Here is a 22,419-nt window from a genome sequence, read left to right on the forward strand (position 1 = left end):
GAGCCTCACGCGTGGGCCGGATGGGCGAGGGTGGCGGCAGCCTCTTCGTCCAGCGCCTTGGCGTTCACCTCTGCGTCGCTCTCGGAGAGCAGCTGGCCCTCCCACTTGGCAACCACCGCGGTGGCAATGGAATTGCCCACCGCATTGGTGGCGGAGCGCCCCATGTCCAGGAAGGTGTCGACGCCCAGGATCAGCAGCAGGCCGGCTTCCGGAATGTCGAAGTGGTTGAGCGTGGCGGCAATCACCACCAGCGAGGCGCGCGGCACGCCGGCCATGCCCTTGGAGGTGAGCATCAGGATGAGCAGCATGGTGATCTGCGTGCTCAGCGGCATGTGGATGTTGTAGGCCTGCGCGATGAAGAGCACGGCAAAGGTGCAGTACATCATTGAGCCGTCGAGGTTGAACGAGTAGCCCATCGGCATCACGAAGCTCGAGATCTTGCGCTTCACGCCAAAACGGTCGAGCGCCTGCAGGATCTTCGGGTAGGCGGCTTCCGAGCTGGCCGTGGCGAACGACAGCAGAAAGGCTTCCTTGATGAGCGCCATCAGCTTGAACACCCGGCGCCCCAGGAACGACACGCCCGCGAGGATCAGCACGCCCCACAGCACGAAGAGGCCCAGGTAGAAGTCGCCCATGAAAACGGCGAACTTCAGCAGGATGCCCAGCCCGTTCGTGGCCACGGTGGCGGCCATGGCGGCGAGCACCGCAAGGGGCGCCAGCTTCATCACGTAGCCGGTGATCTTGAGCATCGCGTGGGAGAGCTCGTCGATGGCGGCCACCAGCGTCTTGGCCTTGTCGCCGAGCGAAGCGAGCGCCACGCCGAAGAACATCGAGAACACCACGATCTGCAGGATCTCGTTGTTGGCCATGGCCTCTGCAAAAGACTTGGGCACCAGGTGGCTCACGAAATCCTTGAGGGTGAACTTCGCGGTGGCCAGGTTGGCCGAGGCGCCGATGTCCGGCAGCGGCAGCCCCAGGTTCTCGCCCGGCTTCAGAAGGTTGGCCATCACCAGGCCGATGAGCAGCGAGATGAGCGAGGCGGTAAAGAACCAGCCGAGCGACTTGCCGAACACGCGGCCCACCGACTTGGCGTCGCCCATGTGCGCAATGCCCACCACGAGCGTGGAGAACACGAGCGGGCCGATCAGCATCTTGATGAGGCGCAGAAATACGTCCGACACGATCGACACGTACCCTGCAATCTGCGCAGCCGCCTTCTTGTCCGGAAAGCTCGTGAAGATCATGTAGCCGACAAAAATGCCGAGCACCATGGCAATGAGGATCCAGATGGCGGCCGGCAGCTTTTTCTTCATGCGTTTCTCTTCGATGTGTAGGTATGGTTTTAGGTTGCGCGCGGACCTGCCGGCGGCTCTTCTTTGTGCGGCGGCAAAAGGGTATCCAAGAAGGCCCCCTGGGTGCAACCAGCAGCACCACGGCTTCGATGAGGTCTTAAGTGTCCATTGCCGGTTTCGGCTGCGGGAATTTCCGCTGCCTACAATTCCCGCATGGACATCAATCCGATCGAGTTTCGCGGCCAGCCGGCGCTTCGCGCCACCGGTGCCGACGGCAGCGCTTTCACCGTGTCTCTACACGGGGCGCAGCTGCTTTCCTGGACCACGGCGGATGGCGTCGAACGGCTCTACCTGAGCCCGCGCGCCGTGTTCGACGGAGCGGCCGCAATCCGCGGCGGGGTACCCATTTGCTGCCCCCAGTTCAACCAGCGCGGCATGTTGCCCAAGCATGGTTTCATGCGCAATCTGCCTTGGGAAAACCGTGGCATCGACGCCGCATCCGGCGAGCTGACCTTGCGGCTGCGCGACAGCGAGGCCACGCGCAAGCTCTGGCCGCACGCTTTCGAGGCACGCCTGCAGATCGGCATGGGCTCGGGCCGGCTGCGCGCCGCGCTCACGCTGCTCAATGTAGACCATGCGCCGTTCAGCTTTGCCGCGGCGCTGCACACTTACCTGCGCGTCGACGATACTGCCGATGTGCGGCTGGAAGGGCTGGAAGGCGCCAACCGCTGGGATTCGCTGCGCGACGACCGCCATGTGGAAACCGCGCCCGCGCTGCGTTTCGATGCGGAGTTCGACAGCGTCTATGCCGCGCCCGCCAAGCCGCTGCACCTGGTGCAGCCCAGCGGCACGCTCGAAATCACGCAAAGCGCGAGTTGCAGCGAAACCGTGGTGTGGAACCCGGGCGCGGTGCTTGGTGCGAAACTCGCCGACATGCCTGAAGACGGCTACCGGCACATGCTGTGCGTGGAAGCCGCGCGCATCGACGAGCAGGTGCTGCTCTTGCCCGGTGCCCAGTGGCAGGGCTGGCAGCAGCTTCGCGTTCTCTGATTTTTCCTCTCGACCCACCATGCTCGCAAAACGCATCATTCCCTGTCTCGACGTTACCGGCGGCCGCGTGGTCAAGGGCGTCAACTTTCTCGAACTGCGCGATGCGGGCGATCCGGTCGAGATTGCCGCGCGCTACAACGCGCAGGGCGCCGACGAACTCACTTTTCTCGACATCACGGCCACCAGCGATGGCCGCGACCTGATCCTGCCGATCATTGAGGCGGTCGCCTCGCAGGTCTTCATTCCGCTGACAGTGGGCGGCGGGGTGCGCACCGTGGCCGACGTGCGCCGGCTGCTCAACGCCGGTGCCGACAAGACCAGCTTCAACTCGGCGGCCATTGCCGATCCGCAGGTGATCAACGACGCCTCGCAGAAATACGGTTCGCAGTGCATCGTGGTGGCCATCGACGCCAAGCGCCGCAGCCCCGAGGAAGCCGCCACCCGCGGCGCAGGCTGGGACGTGTACAGCCATGGCGGCCGCAAGAACACCGGCCTCGACGCTGTGGAATGGGCGACCGAGATGGTGCGCCGGGGCGCCGGCGAAATCCTGCTCACGAGCATGGACCGCGACGGCACCAAGAGCGGCTTCGATCTTGAGCTCACCCGCGCGGTGAGTGACGCCGTGAACGTGCCGGTCATTGCATCGGGCGGCGTGGGCAATCTCGACGACCTGGCCGACGGCATCCAGACCGGCGGCGCCGACGCGGTGCTGGCCGCCAGCATCTTTCACTACGGCGAGCACACTGTGGGCGAGGCGAAAGCCCGCATGGCCGCGCGGGGCATTCCCGTGCGCACGTGATCCGCTTCGCAGCCGCGCGGCGATGGGACAATACCCTTCATGAATTGGCTTGACGAAGTGAAGTGGGACGCGGACGGCCTGGTGCCCGTGATCGCGCAGGAACAGGGCAGCAACGACGTGCTGATGTTCGCCTGGATGAACCGCGAGGCGCTCGAAAAGACCGCCGAGCTGGGCCGCGCCGTGTATTTCAGCCGCTCGCGCAACAAGCTGTGGTTCAAGGGCGAGGAATCGGGCCATCTGCAGACGGTGCATGAAATCCGCCTCGACTGCGACAACGACGTGGTGCTGCTCAAGGTCACCCAGCTCGGCCACGAGCCCGGCATTGCCTGCCATACCGGGCGCCACAGCTGCTTCTTCAGCAAATACGAGAACGGCCAATGGACCGTGGTCGAACCGGTCTTGAAAGACCCGGAGTCGATCTACAAATGACAGCCACAGTGAACACTTCCGACGCCCTTGCGCGCCTTGCCGCCGTCATCGAAAGCCGCCTGCCCGCGCACGGCGGCGACCCGGAGAAGAGCTACGTGGCGCGCCTGCTGCACAAGGGCCCCGACGCGTTTCTCAAGAAGATCGGCGAGGAAGCCACCGAGGTCGTCATGGCGGCCAAGGACGCCGACCATGGCGGCGACCGCACGAAAATAGTGAACGAAGTGGCCGATTTGTGGTTCCACACCATGGTGGCGCTGGCGCACTACGGTTTCTCTCCCGGCGAGGTCATTGCGGAGCTCGAGCGCCGCGAGGGCACCAGCGGCATCGAGGAAAAAGCCCTGCGCAAGGCGCAGGCCCGCGAGGCATCCAACGATTGAAAGGACATCTCCAATGGCCAACGACATCGTGAACGTGGAACCCGACGACTCCCTCAAGACCTGGGGCTGGGTCAGCTACATCCTGCACCTGATCGTGGCCATCTGCGCTGTATTGCCCGGCGCCCAGGCTTCGGTGGTGCTCCTGCTGGTGGCCCTGGTGATCGACTTCGTCAAGCGCGACAACGCGGCGGGCACCTGGCAGGCTTCGCATTTCAGCTGGCGCATCCGCTCGGTGGTTTGGGCCGGCCTGCTGTACATCGTCACGTCGTGGCTCTGGCTGCTGTTTCTGGTGCCGGGCTGGATTGCCTGGAGCCTGATCTCGCTGTGGTTCCTCTACCGGATCGTGAAAGGCATGATCCGCATGAACGACAACCGTCCCATGGAACCCAAAGATGTCATCTGATCCGAACTGCGTCTTCTGCAAAATCATCGAAGGCAAGATCCCCTCGCGCAAGGTCTACGAAGACGACGAACTGTTCGGTTTTCACGACATCGCGCCCTGGGCGCCGGTGCATTTCATGCTGGTGCCCAAGAAGCACATCGCCTCTATGGCGCAGCTCACGCCCGACGACGCCGCGCTGATGGGCAAGATCATGACGCTGGCCCCCAAGCTGGCGGTGGAGCAGGGCTGCAGGCCCTATCCGGAGGGCGGCTGGCGCGTCGTCATCAATACGGGCGCCGAGGGCGGGCAGGAGGTGCACCATCTCCATGTCCATGTCATGGGCGGTCCCCGCCCATGGCTTCGCGGCTGAACATTAGGCCAAACTGTCACATTTCGCCCGACTAAAATCGGACACATTCTTAGGAGTCTTCCATGGGTTCATTTTCAATCTGGCACTGGCTGATCGTGCTGCTCGTCGTGGTCATGATCTTCGGCACCAAGAAGCTGCGGAACATGGGTTCCGACCTGGGCGGCGCCGTCAAGGGTTTCAAGGACGGCATGAAAGACGGCGGCACCACTGCCGACGCACCCGCTTCGTCGGCCCCTGCCGCCCAAGTGACCGGCCAGCCGGCCAACAGCGACAAGTCGGCGATCGACGTCGAAGCGCGTCAGAAGTCCTGAGCGCGGGTTTTTAAGTGCTCGACCTCGGTATTGAGAAGCTGGCGCTGATCGGCGTCGTGGCGCTGATCGTCATCGGGCCCGAAAAGCTGCCCAGGGTGGCGCGCACGGTCGGCACCCTGCTGGGCAAGGCGCAGCGCTATGTGAACGACGTCAAGGCCGAGGTCAATCGCTCGATGGAACTTGAAGAGCTGCGCAAGATGAAAACCACCGTGGAGGATGCTGCGCGCGACGTCGAGCACAGCATCCAGACGGGCGCGACCGATCTTGAAAAGCAGTTCTCCGGCTCGGGCGAAACCCTTTCGGCGCTGGCCGAACCGGAGCCTTCAGTGCCCGAGTACAGGCATCCGCGCAAGAACTGGCGCCTGAAGCAGGGCGCCACGCCGCAGTGGTACAAGGCCCGCAACGGCGTGCGCACCAAGGCGCTCTCGGGTGCCGCCCGCGTTGCCCGTTTCCGTCCCCACAAGATCAACTAGCGGCTTTTACAACCGCGTTCCTCGTGCGCCGCACGCCGGCCGAAGCCACGCTTTCTCCTGCTCTTTTCTCCTTCCAATGGCCGATTCCGACAACAAGAACAAAGACGCAGAAGACGAATTGGCGGGCACCGAACAGCCGTTCGTGCAGCACCTGGTCGAACTCCGCGACCGCCTGCTCTATTGCGTCTACGGCCTGGTGGTCGCGGGCGTGCTGCTGGCCATCTGGCCCGGGCCGGGCGGGCTGATCGATCTCATCGCCATGCCCATCCGCGCGCACATGCCGCCGGACGCCAAGCTCATTGCCATTGGCGTGTTCTCGCCGTTCTTCGTGCCGCTCAAGGTGCTGATGATGACGGCCGTGCTGCTGGCATTGCCCTGGCTCATGTACCAGGCCTGGATGTTCATTGCACCCGGCCTCTACAGCCACGAAAAGCGTTTTGCGCTGCCGCTGATCTTCTTCGGCAGCCTGCTCGCCTATACGGGCATCGGCTTCGTGCAGTTCTTCGTGCTGGACAAGATGTTCAGCTTCATCCAGAAGTTCACGCCCGCAGCAGTGGCGGCCACGCCCGACATCTCGTCTTACGTCGAGGCCATTCTCTCGCTCTACATCGCGTTCGGCGTCGCATTCCAGGTGCCGATCGTCGTGATGCTGCTGGTGAAGTTCGAGATGGTCACCATCGAAAAGCTGCGCTCGTTCCGCGGCTACTTCATCGTGGTGGCCTTCGTGATCGCCGCAGTGCTCACGCCGCCCGACGTGGTGTCGCAGCTCGCGCTGGCCGTGCCGATGTGCCTGCTGTACGAGGTCGGCATCATCGGCGCGCGCTACTTTGCCATGGGCAGCAAGAAACCGTCCGAAGAGGAAGAAAGCGCCGATTCCTCGGCGTCTTCCTGATCGATCGCTATTCGGTTCCGGCGCCTCGGCGGCTACTCGGGCTGGTTGGGCACCTGCCGAACGGGGCTCTTGGGCCGCAGGCCCGGGGTCACGTCCAGTTCCATCTTGTCGGTGCCGCGCTGCAGCGCAAAGCGTGCGGTGCTGCCCGGCTTCAGGCCGGCCACGGCGGTCAGCAGGGCCTGCACGTTGTCGGTCTTCTTTTCCCCGACCGAAGTGATCACGTCGCCCGGGCGGATGCCGGCCTTGGCCGCGGGCCCGTTCTGGAGCACGCCGGTGATGATGACGCCGGTATCGGCCTTCACGCCGAAGGTCTCGGCCAGTTCGGGCGAAAGCTCGTTCGGCTCGACGCCGATCCAGCCGCGGCGCACCTGGCCTTCCTTCACGATGCCTTCGAGCACGATCTTCGCCATGGACACCGGAATGGCGAAGCCGATGCCCATGCTGCCGCCCGAGCGCGAATAGATGGCCGTGTTGACGCCCTGCAGGTTGCCGTTGACGTCGATCAGCGCACCGCCCGAATTGCCGGGGTTGATGGCCGCGTCGGTCTGGATGAAGTTCTCGAAGTTGTTGATGCCGAGCTGGTTGCGCCCCAGCGCCGAGACGATGCCGCTGGTCACCGTCTGGCCCACGCCGAAGGGATTGCCGATGGCCAGCACCTGGTCGCCCACCTGCAGGTCGTCCGAGTTGCCCAGCACGATGGCGGGCAGCTTGTCCATTTCGATCTTGAGCACGGCAAGGTCGGTGTCGGGGTCGGTGCCGATCACCTTGGCGCGCGTGTGGCGGCTGTCGTTGAGCGTGATCTCGATCTCGTCCGCGCCCTCGACCACGTGGTTGTTGGTGAGGATGTAGCCCTCGGAGCTCACGATGACGCCGCTGCCCAGCCCCACCTGGGGCTGGTCGCCCTGGTCACCGAAGAAAAACCGGAACCACGGGTCGTTGCTGCGCGGATGGCGTTGCGCCGCCTTGCTGGTGTTGATGCTCACCACCGCCGGAGAAGCCTTCTTGGCCGCCGCGCTCAGGCTGCCCGCGGGCGCCACCGCCGGGGCACCGGCCGGTGCCTCGACGATAGAGACCACGCCGCCGAGCGAGGTGGAGCGCCGGTTGATCCACTCGGGCTTGAGGGTCGCAACAACAAAATAGGCCGCCAGGAGGACGGTCACGGCTTGGGCAAAGAGCAGCCAGGTGCGTTTCATGAAATTTGTTAGCGGGTAAGCACGCCGTCCGGTGCGGCGCTACAGCTCGATTGTCCCTCAACCCCCGGCCGCCGGAAAACCGCGCCGGCCGGTCGAGATTGGCGCAGGCCTCAGGCGCCAATACGGGATAACCCTTAGCATCGCGAAGCGAGCCCACACGGCTCCGGATTCCGGCCTTCCGCAACGCCCACCCGGCGCACGCGGCCAGGTGTTTCGCCGGCGCGCTGCCTTTCCGCTTTCAATCCCCTGGCGGTCCTGCGTGCGGCAACGACTTCCCTGCCAGCCATGACTTCTCAAGCCCTTTCTCCGGACGGCACCCGGCCGGTTCCGGCCCGCACGCTCGACTCCCGCGACTACAAGACCCTTGCCCTGTCCGCTCTTGGCGGAACGCTGGAGTTCTACGACTTCGTCATCTACGTTTTCTTTGCCACCGTGCTGGGGGCGCTTTTCTTTCCGGCCGACATGCCCGACTGGCTGCGGCAGCTGCAAACCTTCGGCATCTTTGCCGCCGGCTACCTGGCCCGGCCAGTGGGCGGCATCGTCATTGCGCACTTCGGCGACCTGCTCGGCCGCAAGCGCATGTTCACGCTGTCGATCTTCCTGATGGCGGCGCCCACGCTGGTCATCGGCCTGTTGCCCACCTATGCCAGCATCGGCATTGCCGCACCCTTGCTGCTGCTGGCCATGCGTGTCCTGCAGGGCGCGGCCATCGGCGGCGAAATGCCCGGCGCATGGGTGTTCGTCGGCGAGCACGTGCCGGCGCAGCGCTATGGCTTCGGCATCGGCACGCTGACCTCGGGCATCACCGGCGGCATCCTGCTCGGCTCGCTGGTTGCGGTGGGCATCAACCGCTACTACCTGCCCGCGGAGGTGAGCGATTTTGCGTGGCGTATTCCCTTTGTGCTGGGCGGCGTGTTCGGGCTCGTCTCGGTGTACCTGCGCCGGTTCCTGCACGAGACACCGGTCTTCAAGGAACTGGCGGACCGCAAGACCGTTGCGCGCGAACTGCCGCTGCGCACGGTGCTGCGGGAGCACCGCGCGGCCAGCATCTACGTGGGGCTGCTGACCTGGGTGCTGTCGGCCGCCATCGTCGTGGTGGTGCTGTACACGCCCACCTACCTGCAGAAGGTGCATCACATTCCGGCCGCGCTGGCACTCGAAGCCAACGCGCTGGCCACGCTGACCCTGACCATCGGCTGCGTGCTGGTCGGCTGGGCCTGCGACCGCATCGGCACGCGCGCGGTCATGCTCGTCGGCTGGGGCGGATTGTTCGCGACCGCGTACCTGTTCTACACAGGGCTGCCGGGTACGCCGGCCACGCTCTTCTGGCACTACGGCCTGGTGGGCCTGTTCGTGGGCACCATTGCCACGGTGCCGATTGCCGGCGTGCGGGCGTTTCCGGCGCCGGTGCGCTTCACCGGCCTTTCGTTTGCCTACAACATGTCGTATGCCGTGTTCGGCGGTCTGACGCCGGTGATCCTGACCGTCTGGCTTCAGCACGACACCATGGCCCCGGCGCACTACGTTGCAGTGCTCGCCGGGTTGGGTTTCCTGCTGGCGCTGTGGCCCCTGGCGGCACGCGGCCATGCCATGCGCGATGGAGGCGGGAGCGCGACAATGTCGCGATGAGCACCACCCGCCACGAACTGCTGCACGCCTTCGACCTGCTTCTTGCGCCTTCGCGCTTCAAGGACTACGGGCCGAACGGCCTGCAGGTCGAAGGCCGCACCGTGGTGCGGAAAATCGTCTCCGGCGTCACGGCGAGCCGCGCGCTGATCGAAGCCGCCATTCACGCCGAGGCCGACGCCATCTTCGTTCACCACGGCCTGTTCTGGCGCGGCCAGGACAGCTGCGTGACCGGCTGGATGAAGCAGCGCCTCGGCCTCTTGCTCGGCGATGACGTCAACCTCTTTGCGTACCACCTCCCGCTCGACGCGCACCCCGAGCTCGGCAACAACGCCCAGCTCGGCCTGCAGCTCGGCCTGCTTGCGCATGCCGGCTCCACCGGGCGCTTTGGCGAGCAGGAACTCGGTTTTCTGGGCGCGCGCGAAAACGGCGAGAGCTTTGCCAGCGCCAAGGAACTCGCGGCGCACGCAGAAAAGGTTCTGAAGCGGCCGGTCACGCTGGTGGACACCGCCCACAAAGCCATCAAGAACATCGCGTGGTGCACGGGCGGTGCGCAAGGCTACTTCGAGGCAGCCATTGCCGCGGGGGCCGATGCTTTCATCACCGGCGAGATCTCCGAACCCCAGGCCCACTATGCACGCGAGATGGGCGTCGCCTTCCTGGCTTGCGGGCACCATGCCACCGAGCGCTACGGCGCGCAGGCCGTGGCGGCCCATGTGGCGGCCCAACTCGGGCTGAAGCACGAGTTCATCGACATCGACAACGCCGCATGAACGGCAAGGTTCCTGCTGCTGCCGGCGCATCCTTGGCGGTCACGCTCGGCGACCCCGCGGGCATTGGCCCGGAAATCATCGCCAAGGCCTTCCGCCAGGCGCCTGACGCCGCGCGCGGCGCCTTCGTGGCCGGCGACGTGGGCACCATGCGCCGTGCGTCCCAGGCCCTGGCGCTGCCGGGGCAGCCGGCATGGCCGGTGGCGGAAATCGAGCACCCGGCCGAGGCGGGCGCCGTGCCAGCGGGCTGCATTCCCGTGCTGCAGGTGGTGGCGCAGCCCGCGCACATCGTGCCCGGGCAAATCAGCGCCGAAGCCGGGCGCGTCGCGGGCGAGTGCGTGGTCTGGGCCGCGCGGGCGGCATTGCGGGGCGACATCGCGGCCATAGTGACAGCGCCGCTGCACAAGGAAGCACTGGCCGCGGCCGGCTTTCCTTACCCGGGCCATACCGAGCTGCTGCAGGCCGAGGCCGCCGCGCATGCGGGCGTTGCCGTGGACGGCATGCCGGTGCGCATGATGCTGGCCAACGACGACCTGCGCACTGTGCTCGTCAGCATTCACATGTCGCTGCGCGACGCCATCACCGCGGTGAGCTTCGGCAATGTGCTGGAAACGCTGCGCATCACCCACCGTGCCTTGCACCGCATGCTCGGGCGGGCGCCGCGCATCGGCGTGGCCGGCCTCAATCCGCATGCGGGTGAGGGCGGCCTCTTCGGCAGCGAAGAGCGCGACATCATTGCGCCCGCCATTGCGGCCGCGCGTGCCGAGGGCATCGACGCCGGCGGTCCGCATGCGCCCGACACCGTCTTCATGCGTGCGCGAGCCAAGGCGGGCGTGTCCGGGAGCGGCGAGTTCGATGTGGTGGTGGCGATGTACCACGACCAGGGGCTGATTCCGGTCAAGTACCTGGGCGTGGAAAAGGGCGTGAACGTGACGCTGGGCCTGCCGCTGGTGCGCACCAGTCCGGACCACGGCACCGCGTTCGACATTGCGGGCAAGGGCCTTGCCGACGCCTCGAGCCTCGTCGAGGCGCTGCGCATGGCCAGGACGCTGACGGGCGCCTAGGGGCGATTCTTCAGGCTGTCGCGAATCTCGCGCAGCAGGGCAATGTCTTCCGGCGGCGCCACCGGGGCCGTGGGCGCCTCGGCATGGTGCTTGCGCAGCTTGTTGATCTGCTTGACCATCATGAAGATGATGAAGGCAAGGATGACGAAGTTGACCGCAATGGTGATGAAGTTGCCATAGGCCAGCACCGGCACGCCGGCCTTCTTCAGGTCGGCCAGGTTGTTGGCCACGCCCGCAGGGACGGAACCCAGCACCAGGTACAAATTGGAGAAATCGAGCTTGCCGAACACCAACCCGACCACCGGCATGATGATGTCGCTGACCAGCGAGTCGACGATCTTGCCGAACGCCGCGCCGATGATCACGCCCACCGCGAGATCGACGACATTGCCCTTGACGGCAAATTCCTTGAATTCACTGAGGATGCTCATGATTTCGATGTGCGGGGGCGCACCGGTGTTGAAGATGCCGCGAGTATGCCTGTGGAACAATCGGCCCGCCTGGAACTCGATCGACACATGGCTGTAGTTCGAAAGAGTTCCCCGGCGGATGGCTGGCTTTAATGATAACGAATCAAATCACCGAGCCACCGCACCGACAGGGCGCAATTCCATTTCAAATCGATGAATAGTTTTTGGTTAATGGTCACCGGACTGGGTGACAGCGGCTTTCTATTGCCCGCCGCATTGTGGATTGCAATTTGGTTGGCGGTCGACCGCAGCACGCGTCCCGCGGCGGTGCATTGGGCGCTCCTATTTGGGGGATGCGGCTTGGCCGTGATGCTGTCCAAGCTGGCTTTTCTGGGCTGGGGCATTGGCAGCGCACGTTTCGATTTCACAGGCTTTAGCGGCCATACCGCATTGGCAACGAGCGTGTGGACAGTTGTCTTTTGGCTCGCGGCGCTGCGGTTTGCACCGTTCTTGCGCATTGCGGCGGCCATTGCGGGGTGGGCGTGGGGCGTCGCTGTCGGAGTGTCGCGGCTGGCCCTTGAAGTGCACTCCACCGCAGAAGTAGTGACAGGCGTTGTGCTCGGCACGGTTGTGAGCGCAAGCTTTCTCTGGTTGCAGCGCGACAGGCTGACCATCGTCTCGTTGCGAACGCCTGGCTGGCTCGCAGCGGGTGTCGTGGTGCCGTTGTTGCTTTTCGTCATCGTGGGGCGGCCCGCGCCCACTCAGTACGCGCTGGAATCCGTTGCCGCCTGGATGGCGGGCATCGAGCGCCCCTACAGGCGCAGCGATCTTCTGCATGGCCGCCAACCCGCCCGCGCGCCCGTAGGGAATTCACAGGTGCTTACAAAAGAGCAAACCTTTTAGACGATCGGCCAATACGCATCAATTGTCGCTTGAATGCCACAATTGATGCCGTCAATGGGTTAATTGATAGTTCACATTTGCAAACCGCGCGCAGCGGCTTTGCATGTCCCACGAAGGTCTTCATTCCCCAATGAAACACGGCCCTTCGGCATTGCGGTCGAACATTCCCCTGCGCAGCCTCGGGATATTCCACAGATAGACACAGTTTTTTCGTCTATTCAACGGAAAACAGGGGATGCGCGGGCAGCGACAATTCGGCCGGCGCGCCTGACGACAACGCGAAGGCTCGCTTTCACGAACCGTGACAAAAAGGTCGAGGCCAAATGCGGATTGGGCTCGGGCCTTGCATATGAATCACGGAATGTCGAAAAAACCAATTTGTGCAATGGGGATCAATTTGACACGCTACGTGCACCCGTCAGGGTGGGGTTTAGCCCTAGTGGGCGCGTTATTGCTGCAGGGTTGCGCACCGGGCTTCAGTTCTGTGTCCGCCTACGAGGCCGACCAGAGCCTGCCCCCGGAATTCCAGTACCTGCCGGCCGACGGCGCACCGGATGGGGTCATCACCTCGATTTCACCCGCGCTCATCCGCGCGATGGCCGAGGCGCAGCCTACGGCCGTACCGTCCGAGGTGAAGGCGCTTTTCGGCGAGGCGCCGGTCTACACCATCGGGCCCGGCGACGTCGTGGGCGTGATCGTGTACGACCATCCGGAGCTGTTGCCCAACGCGGGCGCGGTGATCACGCAGCAGGCCGACCCCACGGGCATCAGCGTGGCGCCGGGCTTCATCGTCGGCGCGGACGGGCAGATCACCTTTCCCTACATCGGGCGTGTCAAGCTCCAGGGGCTGACCGAAATCGAGGCTTCCGATCTCATTGCCAAGCGCATTGCGGCCTACATCCGCGATCCGCAGGTGACGGTGCGCATCCAGTCCTTCAGAAGCCGCCGCGCCTTCGTCGAAGGCGAGGTGCGGAACCCGGGGCTGCAAATCTTCACCGACGTGCCGATGACGCTGGCCGAGGCCATCAGCCGTGCCGGCGGCATCACCGCGAACGGCGACCGTTCACTCGTTACGCTGCAGCGCGGCGGCAAGTCCACGCTCATCAACCTCACGAACCTGCAGGACCTGGGCGCCGACGCAAGTCAGATTCCGCTGCGCAACGGCGACGTGATCCAGGTGCGGCACCGCGACGAGAGCAAGGTGTTCGTGATGGGCGAAATCTCGCGTCCCTCGGCGCTGCTCATGCACAACGGGCGGCTCAGCCTGAACGAAGCGCTGGGCGAGGCCGGCGGCCCCAACCTGGCTTCCGCCAACACCGGGCAGGTCTACGTCATTCGCAACAACGCCAGGGGCTTGCCGGCCATCTTCCACCTGAATGCGAAGAACCCGGCCGCGCTGGCACTGGCCGAGCGCTTCCCGCTGCAGCCGCGCGACGTGGTCTACATCGATTCCGTGCCGCTCGTGACCTGGAACCGCCTGGCCAGCCTGATCCTGCCCGCGGCGCAAGTCATCAACGCCGGCGACGAGGTCTGGAGCCGCCACAGATGAAATCCATCCTGACCGTCTGCATCGGCAACATCTGCCGAAGCCCCATGGCGGAAGGCCTCCTGGCCGCCGGGCTGCCGCACCTCCGGGTGGTGTCGGCCGGTACGGGCGCGCTGGTCGGCAAGCCGGCCGATGCCATGGCGCAAAGGCTCATGCAGGCGCGCGGCATCGACATCTCGGCCCACGTCGCGCAGCAGGTGAGTCAGTTGCTGTGCCGCCAGGCCGACCTGATCCTGGTGATGGACATGGAGCAGCGCCGCTACCTCGAGGCGACCTACCCGTTCGTGCGGGGCAAGGTCTTTCGCATTGCAGAGGCCGCCAAGCAGGACGTGCCCGACCCCTACCGGAAAGACGAGGCGGCCTTCGAGCATGCCCTGGCCCTCATCGACGTGGGCGCCAGGACCTGGATCGATCGCATTCTGAAAATTACAAAACCCGAGCAGCAACCGACATGAACGCACCCCAGCAAGCCGCCCTGCCGATGCCAGCGCTGGAAGAAGAGGGCGAAGGAATCAACCTCGTCGAGTACCTCGACATCCTCGTGGACAACCGCTGGCTCATCGCCATCGTGACCGCGGCGGCCTTGTTCCTCGGCGTTGCCTATGCCTTCTTCGGCAAGCCCATGTACGAAGCCAATGTGGCGGTGCAGGTGGAAGACTCCGGCAACTCGGCGGGCAGCTTCCTGGGCGACGCAGCGTCTTCGTTGCTGAGCGTGAAGACCCCCGCCGCGGGCGAAATCGAGATCATCAAGTCGCGCGCCATCCTGGCGCAGGCGGTGGAAAACACCAAGCTCTACATCAGCGCGCAGCCCCGCTATGCGCCCGTGGTGGGCAGCTGGCTTTCGCGGCGCGCCACCGATCTTTCGAACCCCGGCTTCATGGGCCTGTCGGGCTACGTGACCGGCACCGAGAAGATCGTCGTTCCCCAGTTCGACGTGCCGGCCGATCTCGAAGAGCAACAGTTCTCTCTGACTGTACGAGCCGACAACCGCTACGAGCTGGCCCACCCCGGCATCGAAACCCCGCTCCAGGGCGCCATCGGAACCCCGCTGGTTGCGAATCTTCCGGGCGGCAGCTTGCGGCTCCTGGTCAGCTCCGTCAGCGCGAAGCCCGGGGCCCAGTTCCGGCTGGTCCGGTTCTCGAAGCAGCTGACGCTGCTGTCGCTGCAGGACGGCCTCAAGGTCGTTGAAAAGGGCAAGCAGTCGGGCGTGATCGACGTCAGCTGGAAGCACCCGAGCCCTGAGAAGCTGACGCAGCTGCTCAACGAGATCGGCCGCCTCTATGTGCGCCAGAACATCGAGCGCAAGGCTGCCGAAGCTGAAAAGACATTGGGTTTTCTCGATACCGCGCTGCCCCAGTTCAAGAAGCAGCTCGAGCAATCCGAAGACCTCTACAACCGCTACAGGAACGAGAACGGCACCGTCAGCCTGGACGACGAGGCAAAGAACGCCCTGACGCAGACGGTCGATCTGCAATCCAAGTTGCTCGAAGCGCAGCAGAAGCGGCGCGAGCTCTCCGCGCGCTTCACGGACAAGCATCCGAGCATCCAGACACTGGACACGCAAATCTCGGCGTGGAAGGGCGAAATCGCTTCCGTCGATTCGCGCATCCGCAAGATGCCGCTGCTGCAGCAGAACACCGTGCAGATGCAGCGCGACATCAAGGTCAACACCGATCTCTATGTGTCGCTGCTCAACAGCTCGCTGCAGATGCGGCTGGCCAAGGAAGGCAAGGTCGGCAACGTGCGCCTGCTGGACGACGCCATCATTCCGGAAGAGCCCGTCTGGCCCAAGAGGCCGTTGATCCTCGCCCTGGCATTGCTCTTGGGGCTGATGGCCGGCGTGGCGGCCGCCATCGCAAGGAACTCGTTCTTCGGCGGCATCCGCAATCCGAGCGAGATCGAAATGCACACCGGGCTCAGCGTCTACAGCAGCATTCCCCTGAGCGGCGCCCAGCGGATGATCGACCGGAGCATCGAGAACAAGGCGCCCGGCTTGCACATCCTGGCGCTGCAGCATTCGGAAGACCCCGCGGTGGAGAGCCTGCGCAGCCTGCGAACCGCCCTGCAGTTCGCCATGCTGGAGGCGCCCAACAACCGCCTGCTCATCTCGGGTGCGACCCCCGGGGTCGGGAAGACTTTTGTTTCCGTCAATTTCGCGGCAATTACCGCCGCGTCGGGCAAAAAGGTTCTCCTGATCGATGCCGATTTGCGCAAGGGCCGGGTTAATCAATTCTTCTCAATGTCTCGATCTTCCGGTTTATCCGAATTGATCGCGGGTACATTGAGCCTCGAAAAAGCGGTTCGTCCGTCGGTTCTGCCGAATCTGGACGTGATAACGACCGGGGTGCTTCCGCCCAACCCCGCCGAATTGCTCCTGAGCGACTCTTTTTCGCAACTTTTGGAAAAACTGTCGCCAAGCTATGACCTGGTGATCATCGATACGGCGCCGGTGTTGGTGGCTGCCGACACGGCTTCGGTGGCACCGCTCGCAGGCTCGCTGCTGTTGGTGGCCCGCGCCGAGAAAACCCAGTTGGGCGAATTGAACGAGAGTGTCCGGAGATTGGCGCACGCGGGGTGTACAGCCAATGGCGTTATTTTGAATGCTATGGACTTATCGCGGCGTCACGCCGGTAGCAGCAGCTACAAATATGGCGGTTACCGTTACATACACTATAAATATAAAAACAACAGGGATACCACCTAGTTGGCCACGCTATATCTGTGAAAATTAGGCCAGAGTGTGGAATTTATCACTCGAAGCACTAAATTGGTGCCTTTGCCCAAAACCTAATAACAAAGGCCTAGGGCTAAGTACTTCGTTCTTTTGTATTACGTGGTTGAGTCGCTTGGATTGCGCAATGGTATTTGTTGCGCAGCGTCCTTCAAGGCTCCCGGGCCGGACCGTATCGGGTCTGAAGCCCGAGCCGCAACTTATCACCGACCCGCTAGGGGCAAGCATTTGCTTGTAAGACGAAAGGTGCTCCAGAAATGAGAGTTCTTAAGCTAAAAACTTGCCTCCGCTGCAAATGTGAGAACGGGGCATTCCTATGACCAATTTCCGTTCAGAGGAATTGACCGCGCCCAGCAGCGAAGAAATGCATTCCGAATTCTCGGACGCGGCGTGGGAAAGGGTCAATCACCCGGCCATGCTGCGCATTGCCAAAAGAGCGGTGGATATTTCCGCTTCTCTTTTCTTTTTTACCGCTTTCGGCTGGCTTTACGTCTTGCTCGCCATTGGCGTTTTTCTGAGTTCCGGAGCTCCCGTTCTTTATTCGCAGCCGCGTTATGGACGGGGAGGGCGCGTGTTCAAGTTCTACAAGTTCCGCTCCATGCTGCCCAACTCCGCCCAGATCCTCGAGGAGCACCTCAAGAACGATCCCGTGGCACGCCAGCAATGGGACGACTATCAAAAGCTCGAGAACGATCCCCGCATTACCCGCTTCGGCAAGTTCATCCGCAAGACCAGCCTGGACGAATTGCCGCAGTTCTGGAATGTGCTGGTTGGAGACATGAGCCTGGTCGGCCCCCGGCCCTGCATGCTCGATCAGAAGGGCCTCTATGGCGCCGACTGGTCGTTCTATTGCGCCGTGCGGCCCGGAATCACGGGCCTGTGGCAAGTGAGCGGCCGCAATCAGCTGAGCTACAAAAAACGCGTGGCGCTGGACGTCACCTATGTCGAGACGCTCTCCGTGGGAAGGGATATCGGCATTTTCATCAGGACCATCTGGGTGGTGGCTGTAGGCCACGGTTCTCGGTGACGCTCATTCAAAGATGAAAAAGATCCTGATTTGTGCGGTGCCGTTCAGCGACAACCTGGGAGACGGGGTGATCGCGGCATCGTTGGCCCACATCGCGGGAATGAAGTACCCGCGGGCGAGCGTCGAGTTTCTGGACATTGCTGGTCGGGTGGGCTTCGAGGAAGAAAACCTGCGGGGTGGGGGCGCTTTCCGGCTTTTCGCAAAGCTGCCTTCCCTGCTTCGGTCGCTGATCGTTTTTCTTTACTGCCTCAAGGGCTACTTTCTGGTCTGGCGAAAGAACTGGAAAGCCGCCATCAGCGATGCGGACCTGATCGTCATTGGAGGCGGCCAGCTGTTTTGCGACGTGGCGCTCAATTTTCCGGCGAAGCTTTTTCTCCTGAGCCGGCTTTTGCGCGGAAAACGGGTGGTGGTGGTGTCGGTCGGGGTCACGGCCCGGTGGTCGTTTCTGGGCCGCTTCCTCGTCAAGCGCTTCATCAGCAATGCGAGACCGGTTTTCTACGCTACGCGCGACAAGGAATCGGCAAACAACCTGCATACCCATTTCGGAATTCCGAGGGGAAGCATCAGGGTGGTTCCCGATCCCGCGCTGGTTTGCGCCGATGCGTTCTCCGAAGAACTTTCGCCGGAGAAGAACTGGGACATCGGCATTTGCGTGAGCAGCCTCGACGCGCTGGTCATGAACTCCGAATACGCGAACGCCAACTCGACGGAGTCGGCCAGGTTCTTTTCAACGCTTGCCGAATCGCTGCGGGCGGAGGGAAAGCGGGTGCTGTATTTCACCAATGGCGCGTCTGAAGACAACAAGATCCTGAACGAGATTTCTGCGGAATCGAACGCGCCGAAATCCAGCTTCCTGGTTCCGCGGCATCCAGATGAACTCGTTTCATTGATCAGCGCTTGCTCGTGCATCGTGGCGCACCGGCTGCACGCAAACATCGTGGCCTACAGCCTGAACATTCCGTCGATTGGAATGAATTGGGACAAGAAGGTCGAATCCTTCTTCGAGTTGACGAAGCGAAAACGCTATCTCTTCGACCTGTCGCCTCGCGTGGAAAAACTCGAAGCCTCGGTGTTGGGCGTGCTGAACGAAAAGACTCCGGACCGGCAAACACTCGATCTGCTCAGGGGCGAAGTGGTGGCCGGAATTCATGCCTTGATCTGACTGCGCAGGCCATGAAAATATTGCACATTGCCGAAACCCTCAAGGGCGGGCTGGAAACCTATTTGCGGATGGTTTCCGGCTTTCAGCAGAACTCCCCCGTGATCACCCAGGCGAAGTTCGTTTTGCCCGGACCGGTGGAGTGGCTCAGTTCACAAGACACCCACGTGGTGCCCACGGCGCGCAGCCCCTTGGCGCTTGCGAGCTACGCCGCGGAAGTCAGGAAGATCATCCGGACCGAGCGGCCCTCGGTTCTTCATCTCCACAGTTCGATTGCCGGCGGGGTGGTGCGCGCAATGGCGCTGCTCGGCCAGGTGCCGCAAGAGACAAAGATCGTCTATTGCTCGCACGGTTGGGCATTCGACCAGATCGGCCCTTCGTACAAGAAGTCGATCTATCGCTGGGCCGAATGGCTGCTTTCGTATTGGACCGACGCGATCATCTGCATCAGCGACCATGAACTGCGCATTGCAGAGAAATTCGGCATCAAGCGATGCAGGTGCATTCCGAACGGAATCACCCCCGCGGCACTGGGCCATGAACAGGCTGCCGCCCCAATAGACGTTTCCTCGCGGCAAAGACAAATCTTGTTCGTGGGTCGGCTCGACCGGCAGAAGGGCATCGACCTGCTGCTCGATTCCTATGCCCGCGTGCGGCCGAGATTCAAGCTGACCATCGTCGGCGGCGCTGTTCGAAACGATCTTTCCCTGGCCCATTCCGATGAGATCGAGTTCAAGGGTTGGCTCGAAAAGGACGAACTCGACGCCGCATACCGGTCTTGCGACGCGGTCATCGTGCCGTCGAGATGGGAAGGCTTCGGCTTTGTCGCTGTGGAGGCAATGGCACGAAGCAAGCCGGTTTTTGCCTCCGCCGTGGGCGGGCTGGTCGACATTGTCGAAGACACGAAGAACGGACGGCTGTTTCCGCTCGATCGCCTGGACGAAATGCTGCGTGAGATCGACCAGATCCCGAACGAGGACCTGGTGCGAATGGGGCAGAACGGGCGAAAGATCTTCGAAGAAAAATACACCGCCGACCGAATGAACTCGGCCATCGTCGATCTCTACAAGGAGTCGGTACTTTGATGAGATCTTCATCCATGGTTGGAATCGTCAGGCTCTTCTGTGCGGTGATGATGCTTGCCGCAATCTCGCTCCCGGCACAGGCGCGGGGCGTCAGCGAGCTGAGCACCGAATATCCGACCGCGCTGAGCGTGCAGATCGATCCGAGCGACATATCGGACGAAGACCTGAACGAAATCAGGGCGGCGGGATTCGAGTTCGTCCGGTTCGGCGTGCGGCCGCCGCTGAAAAGCGTCAACCCCGCAATGATCGATTACTCGAAGCTGATCCGGCGCGTACGCAATGCCAGGCTCGAAGCCATCGTGACGCTGTTCGGCGGCAGGGAGATCTGGGGGCACGATTCGTCGGACCAGCAGGCCGGTGGGCAGAAGGAAAAGCTGTTCGCGAACTTTGCGGCCGAATTCATGAACGCACACGCCGCCGACGTGGCGGTGTGGGAGCTGTGGAACGAGCCCGACCACAAGACCTTTCTGAACCCGGCGCTCTTTTCGAACTTCGAAACTGCCACGGCCGAGTTCTGCCGCAGCATCGCGCAGCTGAAGAATCCGCCGAAGATCGTCATGGGCTTCGGTTTTGCGAAGCTTCCGTTCAACCAGGGGCAGGTTCCGCCGCAACTCGAAAATGCTTTTGTGTCCGGGGCCAAGGCCAACTGCCTGACGGACGTATCGATTCATCCGTACCGCTCGGTTCCGGAAACGGCGGTTGCCGACTACGGAAAGCTGCGCGCAAAGCTCGACCAGATGCAACTCGGCAAGGTCGGCATCGTTGCTTCGGAGTGGGGTTATGCGTCCTACCTGCCGGTGCGTGACCGCAATGCACAGGCCTCGCTGATCTTGCGCGAGTACCTCACCAATGTGGCCGCCGGCATCAAGCTCTTGAATCTCTATGCATGGAAGGACCGCGGAACCTCCGTGGTTTCGAGAGAAGACAACTTCGGGCTCAAGTCCAAAGGGGGCGAGAAAAAGGAAGCCTTCTCCAGTCTTTCTGAATTCCTCAAGATCGCCAGAAACTCCAGGAAGGTTTCTTACGACAACGCCGCCGGCCTGAACAAGCTGGTGCTGAGCCGCGGAAATTCATTGCTGCATGTGGTGTGGACGCAAAGCTCGGAGCAGAACGTTCTGGTGGCGGCCGACAAGGGAAAGAAGTGCACGCGCGTCGACTTCTTTCCGCAGGTGCGCCACGGGAGCTGCGGCAGTCCGGTCGAAGGAGGCTTTGCCGTGAAGGCAACCACTTATCCGGTTCTGTTCTCGCTGTCGGACTAGTGAATGGCGTCGTTCGCGGAAATCCGAAAACGCCTGGGAGGTCCGATCTATGCAGTTGCAGACCAGTGCATCTATAGCGCGAGCCAACTGCTGCTGAGCTTTGCGTTGGCGCGGGCGTTGTCGCCTTCGGACTTCGGCATTGCTTCGGCTTTTCTCGCAATCGTCAGCTTCCAGTACATCCTGCATACGGCGGTGGTGCATGAACCGCTGCTGATCAAGCGCTACTACGCGAGTCGCTCGGCCGCCTGGTGGAGCTGGGCGCTGGTTGCCGCGGTAGCCATTGCGGGCTTTCTGGTGTGGCAGTTCACCGGGTTTCCGGGGCCGCTGAACTGGGCCGGCGTGGCATTGATCATCGGCTACGAGATCTTCTGGATTTCTCGCAGCATTCTGCTCGTCGGGCGCCGGTTCGCGGTGCTCTGCATATCGGGCGTCCTGATCAGCATCGGCTATGTGGCGGTGCTGATCGGCCTGAAGCCCGCTTCCTGGACGCAGGCCCTTCTATGGATTGCCGTCATCCAGCTGCCGTTCTCGCTCCTGATCGCAGGCAGCCTGAAAAACGTGATTGCGCCCCTGCCGGCGCCGGCCAATGCGCAGACGCTGACCCTGAAGGAGGCGTCGGCCTATGGCTGGAAGGCGAGCCTGTCGCAGCTCATGAGCTGGATCATGACGGGCGGCGCCATATTGCTGCTGGGCTCTTCGGCCGATTCGGCGCAGGGCGGCTTGCTGAAGATCTACATCACCTTCTTGCTGCCCATGCAGTACGTGCTGCTTGCGCTGGGCTACTACATCCTGCCCAAGCTGGCGGCCAGCTGGAAATCCGAGCGCCGGAAAGACGCCTTTCGCCTGTTCATCAAGTTCGTCGTCTTCGGATTCGTGGTGGCGGAAATCGGCGGGGTCTTGCTGGGCCTGCTGGGGCCTCATCTGGTGGTGCTGGCCTTCGGCAAGAACTACGGTGGAATGGATTTTTCGCCGTTTTTCTACGCGCCCGCAATCTTCGGCCTCACGATGTGCCTGCGGACCGGCTTCAGGGCCGCTGGCCGGCCGGGGGCTCTCTTGTGGTGTTCGATCTTCGGTGCGCTCGTGTTCGCGGCCTGCATGCTCATGGCCAGGGGCCCGATCTCCTACATCCAGACCATCAACGCCATGACGCTGGGCTTTGCCTGCATGGCCGTCGCAATGATGGCCTGGCTGTTCTTCATCATGCGCGCCTCCGCTGCGCCGCAGGCTCGCTGAACCTGGCGACGAACGGTGCGGAAAGGGCGGAAGGGCGA

The 22,419-nt window shown here is 63.0% G+C and carries 24 protein-coding genes; 21 read left to right on the forward strand and 3 right to left on the reverse strand.

Annotated elements, in window-relative coordinates; all coding sequences use genetic code 11:
- Window positions 1-5: 5 nt before the first annotated feature.
- Entirely contained in the window at window positions 6-1,313 is a 1,308-nt protein-coding gene (locus V9K97_RS19265) for a dicarboxylate/amino acid:cation symporter (RefSeq protein WP_258504421.1), read from the reverse strand.
- Window positions 1,314-1,505: 192 nt separating this feature from the next.
- On the opposite strand from V9K97_RS19265, the gene V9K97_RS19270 reads away from it, so the two are divergent.
- From V9K97_RS19270 to tatC, 9 genes are all read left to right on the forward strand, one after another.
- Window positions 1,506-2,342 carry a D-hexose-6-phosphate mutarotase gene (locus V9K97_RS19270; protein WP_337320036.1) on the forward strand — a complete coding sequence of 279 codons (837 nt, stop codon included), beginning with the start codon at window positions 1,506-1,508 and terminating at the stop codon, window positions 2,340-2,342.
- A 19-nt stretch (window positions 2,343-2,361) separates the two neighbouring features.
- Window positions 2,362-3,141 carry an imidazole glycerol phosphate synthase subunit HisF gene (hisF, locus tag V9K97_RS19275; RefSeq protein WP_126745545.1) on the forward strand — a complete coding sequence of 260 codons (780 nt, stop codon included), beginning with the start codon at window positions 2,362-2,364 and terminating at the stop codon, window positions 3,139-3,141.
- A gap of 30 nt (window positions 3,142-3,171) precedes the next feature.
- Window positions 3,172-3,570: a phosphoribosyl-AMP cyclohydrolase gene (gene hisI / locus V9K97_RS19280; RefSeq protein ID WP_337320109.1), complete on the forward strand. Its 399-nt coding sequence runs from the start codon at window positions 3,172-3,174 to the stop codon at window positions 3,568-3,570.
- On the forward strand, window positions 3,567-3,947 hold the full coding sequence (locus V9K97_RS19285; RefSeq protein WP_126745547.1) for a phosphoribosyl-ATP diphosphatase: 381 nt from the start codon (window positions 3,567-3,569) through the stop codon (window positions 3,945-3,947). The genes hisI and V9K97_RS19285 overlap by 4 nt, the downstream gene beginning before the upstream one ends.
- Before the next feature lie 13 nt (window positions 3,948-3,960).
- A complete protein-coding gene (locus V9K97_RS19290; protein ID WP_337320038.1) occupies window positions 3,961-4,350 on the forward strand; it encodes a DUF4870 family protein in 390 nt (129 codons plus the stop codon).
- Window positions 4,340-4,699: a histidine triad nucleotide-binding protein gene (locus V9K97_RS19295; RefSeq protein WP_157612537.1), complete on the forward strand. Its 360-nt coding sequence runs from the start codon at window positions 4,340-4,342 to the stop codon at window positions 4,697-4,699. Before V9K97_RS19290 ends, V9K97_RS19295 begins: the two co-directional genes overlap by 11 nt.
- Before the next feature lie 62 nt (window positions 4,700-4,761).
- The gene (gene tatA, locus V9K97_RS19300) at window positions 4,762-5,010 is read left to right on the forward strand and encodes a Sec-independent protein translocase subunit TatA (RefSeq protein WP_126745550.1); all 249 of its coding nucleotides are present in this window, start codon (window positions 4,762-4,764) and stop codon (window positions 5,008-5,010) included.
- A gap of 14 nt (window positions 5,011-5,024) precedes the next feature.
- Window positions 5,025-5,483: a Sec-independent protein translocase protein TatB gene (tatB, locus tag V9K97_RS19305; protein WP_126745551.1), complete on the forward strand. Its 459-nt coding sequence runs from the start codon at window positions 5,025-5,027 to the stop codon at window positions 5,481-5,483.
- A gap of 76 nt (window positions 5,484-5,559) precedes the next feature.
- Window positions 5,560-6,375: a twin-arginine translocase subunit TatC gene (gene tatC, locus V9K97_RS19310; RefSeq protein WP_337320039.1), complete on the forward strand. Its 816-nt coding sequence runs from the start codon at window positions 5,560-5,562 to the stop codon at window positions 6,373-6,375.
- Window positions 6,376-6,407: 32 nt separating this feature from the next.
- On the opposite strand, the gene V9K97_RS19315 is transcribed toward tatC, so the two are convergent.
- Window positions 6,408-7,568 carry a S1C family serine protease gene (locus V9K97_RS19315; RefSeq protein ID WP_281149351.1) on the reverse strand — a complete coding sequence of 387 codons (1,161 nt, stop codon included), beginning with the start codon at window positions 7,566-7,568 and terminating at the stop codon, window positions 6,408-6,410.
- Window positions 7,569-7,853: 285 nt separating this feature from the next.
- On the opposite strand from V9K97_RS19315, the gene V9K97_RS19320 reads away from it, so the two are divergent.
- From V9K97_RS19320 to pdxA, 3 genes are read left to right on the forward strand one after another with little or no spacing between them, the layout of a single operon-like run.
- Window positions 7,854-9,197 (forward strand): MFS transporter, encoded by a 1,344-nt coding sequence (locus tag V9K97_RS19320; RefSeq protein ID WP_337320041.1) that lies wholly within the window; start codon window positions 7,854-7,856, stop codon window positions 9,195-9,197.
- A complete protein-coding gene (locus V9K97_RS19325; protein ID WP_337320042.1) occupies window positions 9,194-9,967 on the forward strand; it encodes a Nif3-like dinuclear metal center hexameric protein in 774 nt (257 codons plus the stop codon). The genes V9K97_RS19320 and V9K97_RS19325 overlap by 4 nt, the downstream gene beginning before the upstream one ends.
- Window positions 9,964-11,028 (forward strand): 4-hydroxythreonine-4-phosphate dehydrogenase PdxA, encoded by a 1,065-nt coding sequence (pdxA, locus tag V9K97_RS19330; RefSeq protein WP_337320044.1) that lies wholly within the window; start codon window positions 9,964-9,966, stop codon window positions 11,026-11,028. Before V9K97_RS19325 ends, pdxA begins: the two co-directional genes overlap by 4 nt.
- On the opposite strand, the gene mscL is transcribed toward pdxA, so the two are convergent.
- Window positions 11,025-11,459, reverse strand: a complete 435-nt coding sequence (gene mscL, locus V9K97_RS19335; RefSeq protein ID WP_337320045.1) for a large conductance mechanosensitive channel protein MscL — start codon at window positions 11,457-11,459, stop codon at window positions 11,025-11,027. The two genes, pdxA and mscL, sit on opposite strands and share 4 nt — an antisense overlap.
- A gap of 210 nt (window positions 11,460-11,669) precedes the next feature.
- Here mscL and V9K97_RS19340 point away from each other — a divergent pair, with 210 nt between their 5' ends.
- The 9 genes from V9K97_RS19340 (at window position 11,670) to V9K97_RS19380 (ending at window position 22,381) form a co-directional block, all read left to right on the forward strand.
- Entirely contained in the window at window positions 11,670-12,341 is a 672-nt protein-coding gene (locus tag V9K97_RS19340; RefSeq protein WP_337320047.1) for a phosphatase PAP2 family protein, read from the forward strand.
- A 385-nt stretch (window positions 12,342-12,726) separates the two neighbouring features.
- Window positions 12,727-13,890 (forward strand): polysaccharide biosynthesis/export family protein, encoded by a 1,164-nt coding sequence (locus tag V9K97_RS19345; RefSeq protein ID WP_258504431.1) that lies wholly within the window; start codon window positions 12,727-12,729, stop codon window positions 13,888-13,890.
- Complete coding sequence (locus V9K97_RS19350) at window positions 13,887-14,342, forward strand: low molecular weight protein-tyrosine-phosphatase (RefSeq protein ID WP_258504432.1); 456 nt, start codon at window positions 13,887-13,889, stop codon at window positions 14,340-14,342. Before V9K97_RS19345 ends, V9K97_RS19350 begins: the two co-directional genes overlap by 4 nt.
- Entirely contained in the window at window positions 14,339-16,591 is a 2,253-nt protein-coding gene (locus V9K97_RS19355; RefSeq protein ID WP_337320049.1) for a polysaccharide biosynthesis tyrosine autokinase, read from the forward strand. Before V9K97_RS19350 ends, V9K97_RS19355 begins: the two co-directional genes overlap by 4 nt.
- 343 nt (window positions 16,592-16,934) lie before the next feature.
- Complete coding sequence (locus V9K97_RS19360) at window positions 16,935-17,645, forward strand: sugar transferase (protein WP_337320050.1); 711 nt, start codon at window positions 16,935-16,937, stop codon at window positions 17,643-17,645.
- Window positions 17,646-17,658: 13 nt separating this feature from the next.
- Window positions 17,659-18,807, forward strand: a complete 1,149-nt coding sequence (locus V9K97_RS19365) for a polysaccharide pyruvyl transferase family protein (protein WP_258504436.1) — start codon at window positions 17,659-17,661, stop codon at window positions 18,805-18,807.
- Between the two features lie 11 nt (window positions 18,808-18,818).
- Window positions 18,819-19,889: a glycosyltransferase gene (locus tag V9K97_RS19370; protein WP_337320052.1), complete on the forward strand. Its 1,071-nt coding sequence runs from the start codon at window positions 18,819-18,821 to the stop codon at window positions 19,887-19,889.
- Window positions 19,889-21,148 carry a hypothetical protein gene (locus tag V9K97_RS19375; RefSeq protein WP_337320053.1) on the forward strand — a complete coding sequence of 420 codons (1,260 nt, stop codon included), beginning with the start codon at window positions 19,889-19,891 and terminating at the stop codon, window positions 21,146-21,148. Before V9K97_RS19370 ends, V9K97_RS19375 begins: the two co-directional genes overlap by 1 nt.
- A gap of 3 nt (window positions 21,149-21,151) precedes the next feature.
- Entirely contained in the window at window positions 21,152-22,381 is a 1,230-nt protein-coding gene (locus tag V9K97_RS19380; RefSeq protein ID WP_337320055.1) for a lipopolysaccharide biosynthesis protein, read from the forward strand.
- The last annotated feature ends 38 nt before the right edge of the window (window positions 22,382-22,419 follow it).

The organism is Variovorax sp. CCNWLW186, from assembly GCF_037203865.1.
Lineage (GTDB): Bacteria > Pseudomonadota > Gammaproteobacteria > Burkholderiales > Burkholderiaceae_C > Variovorax.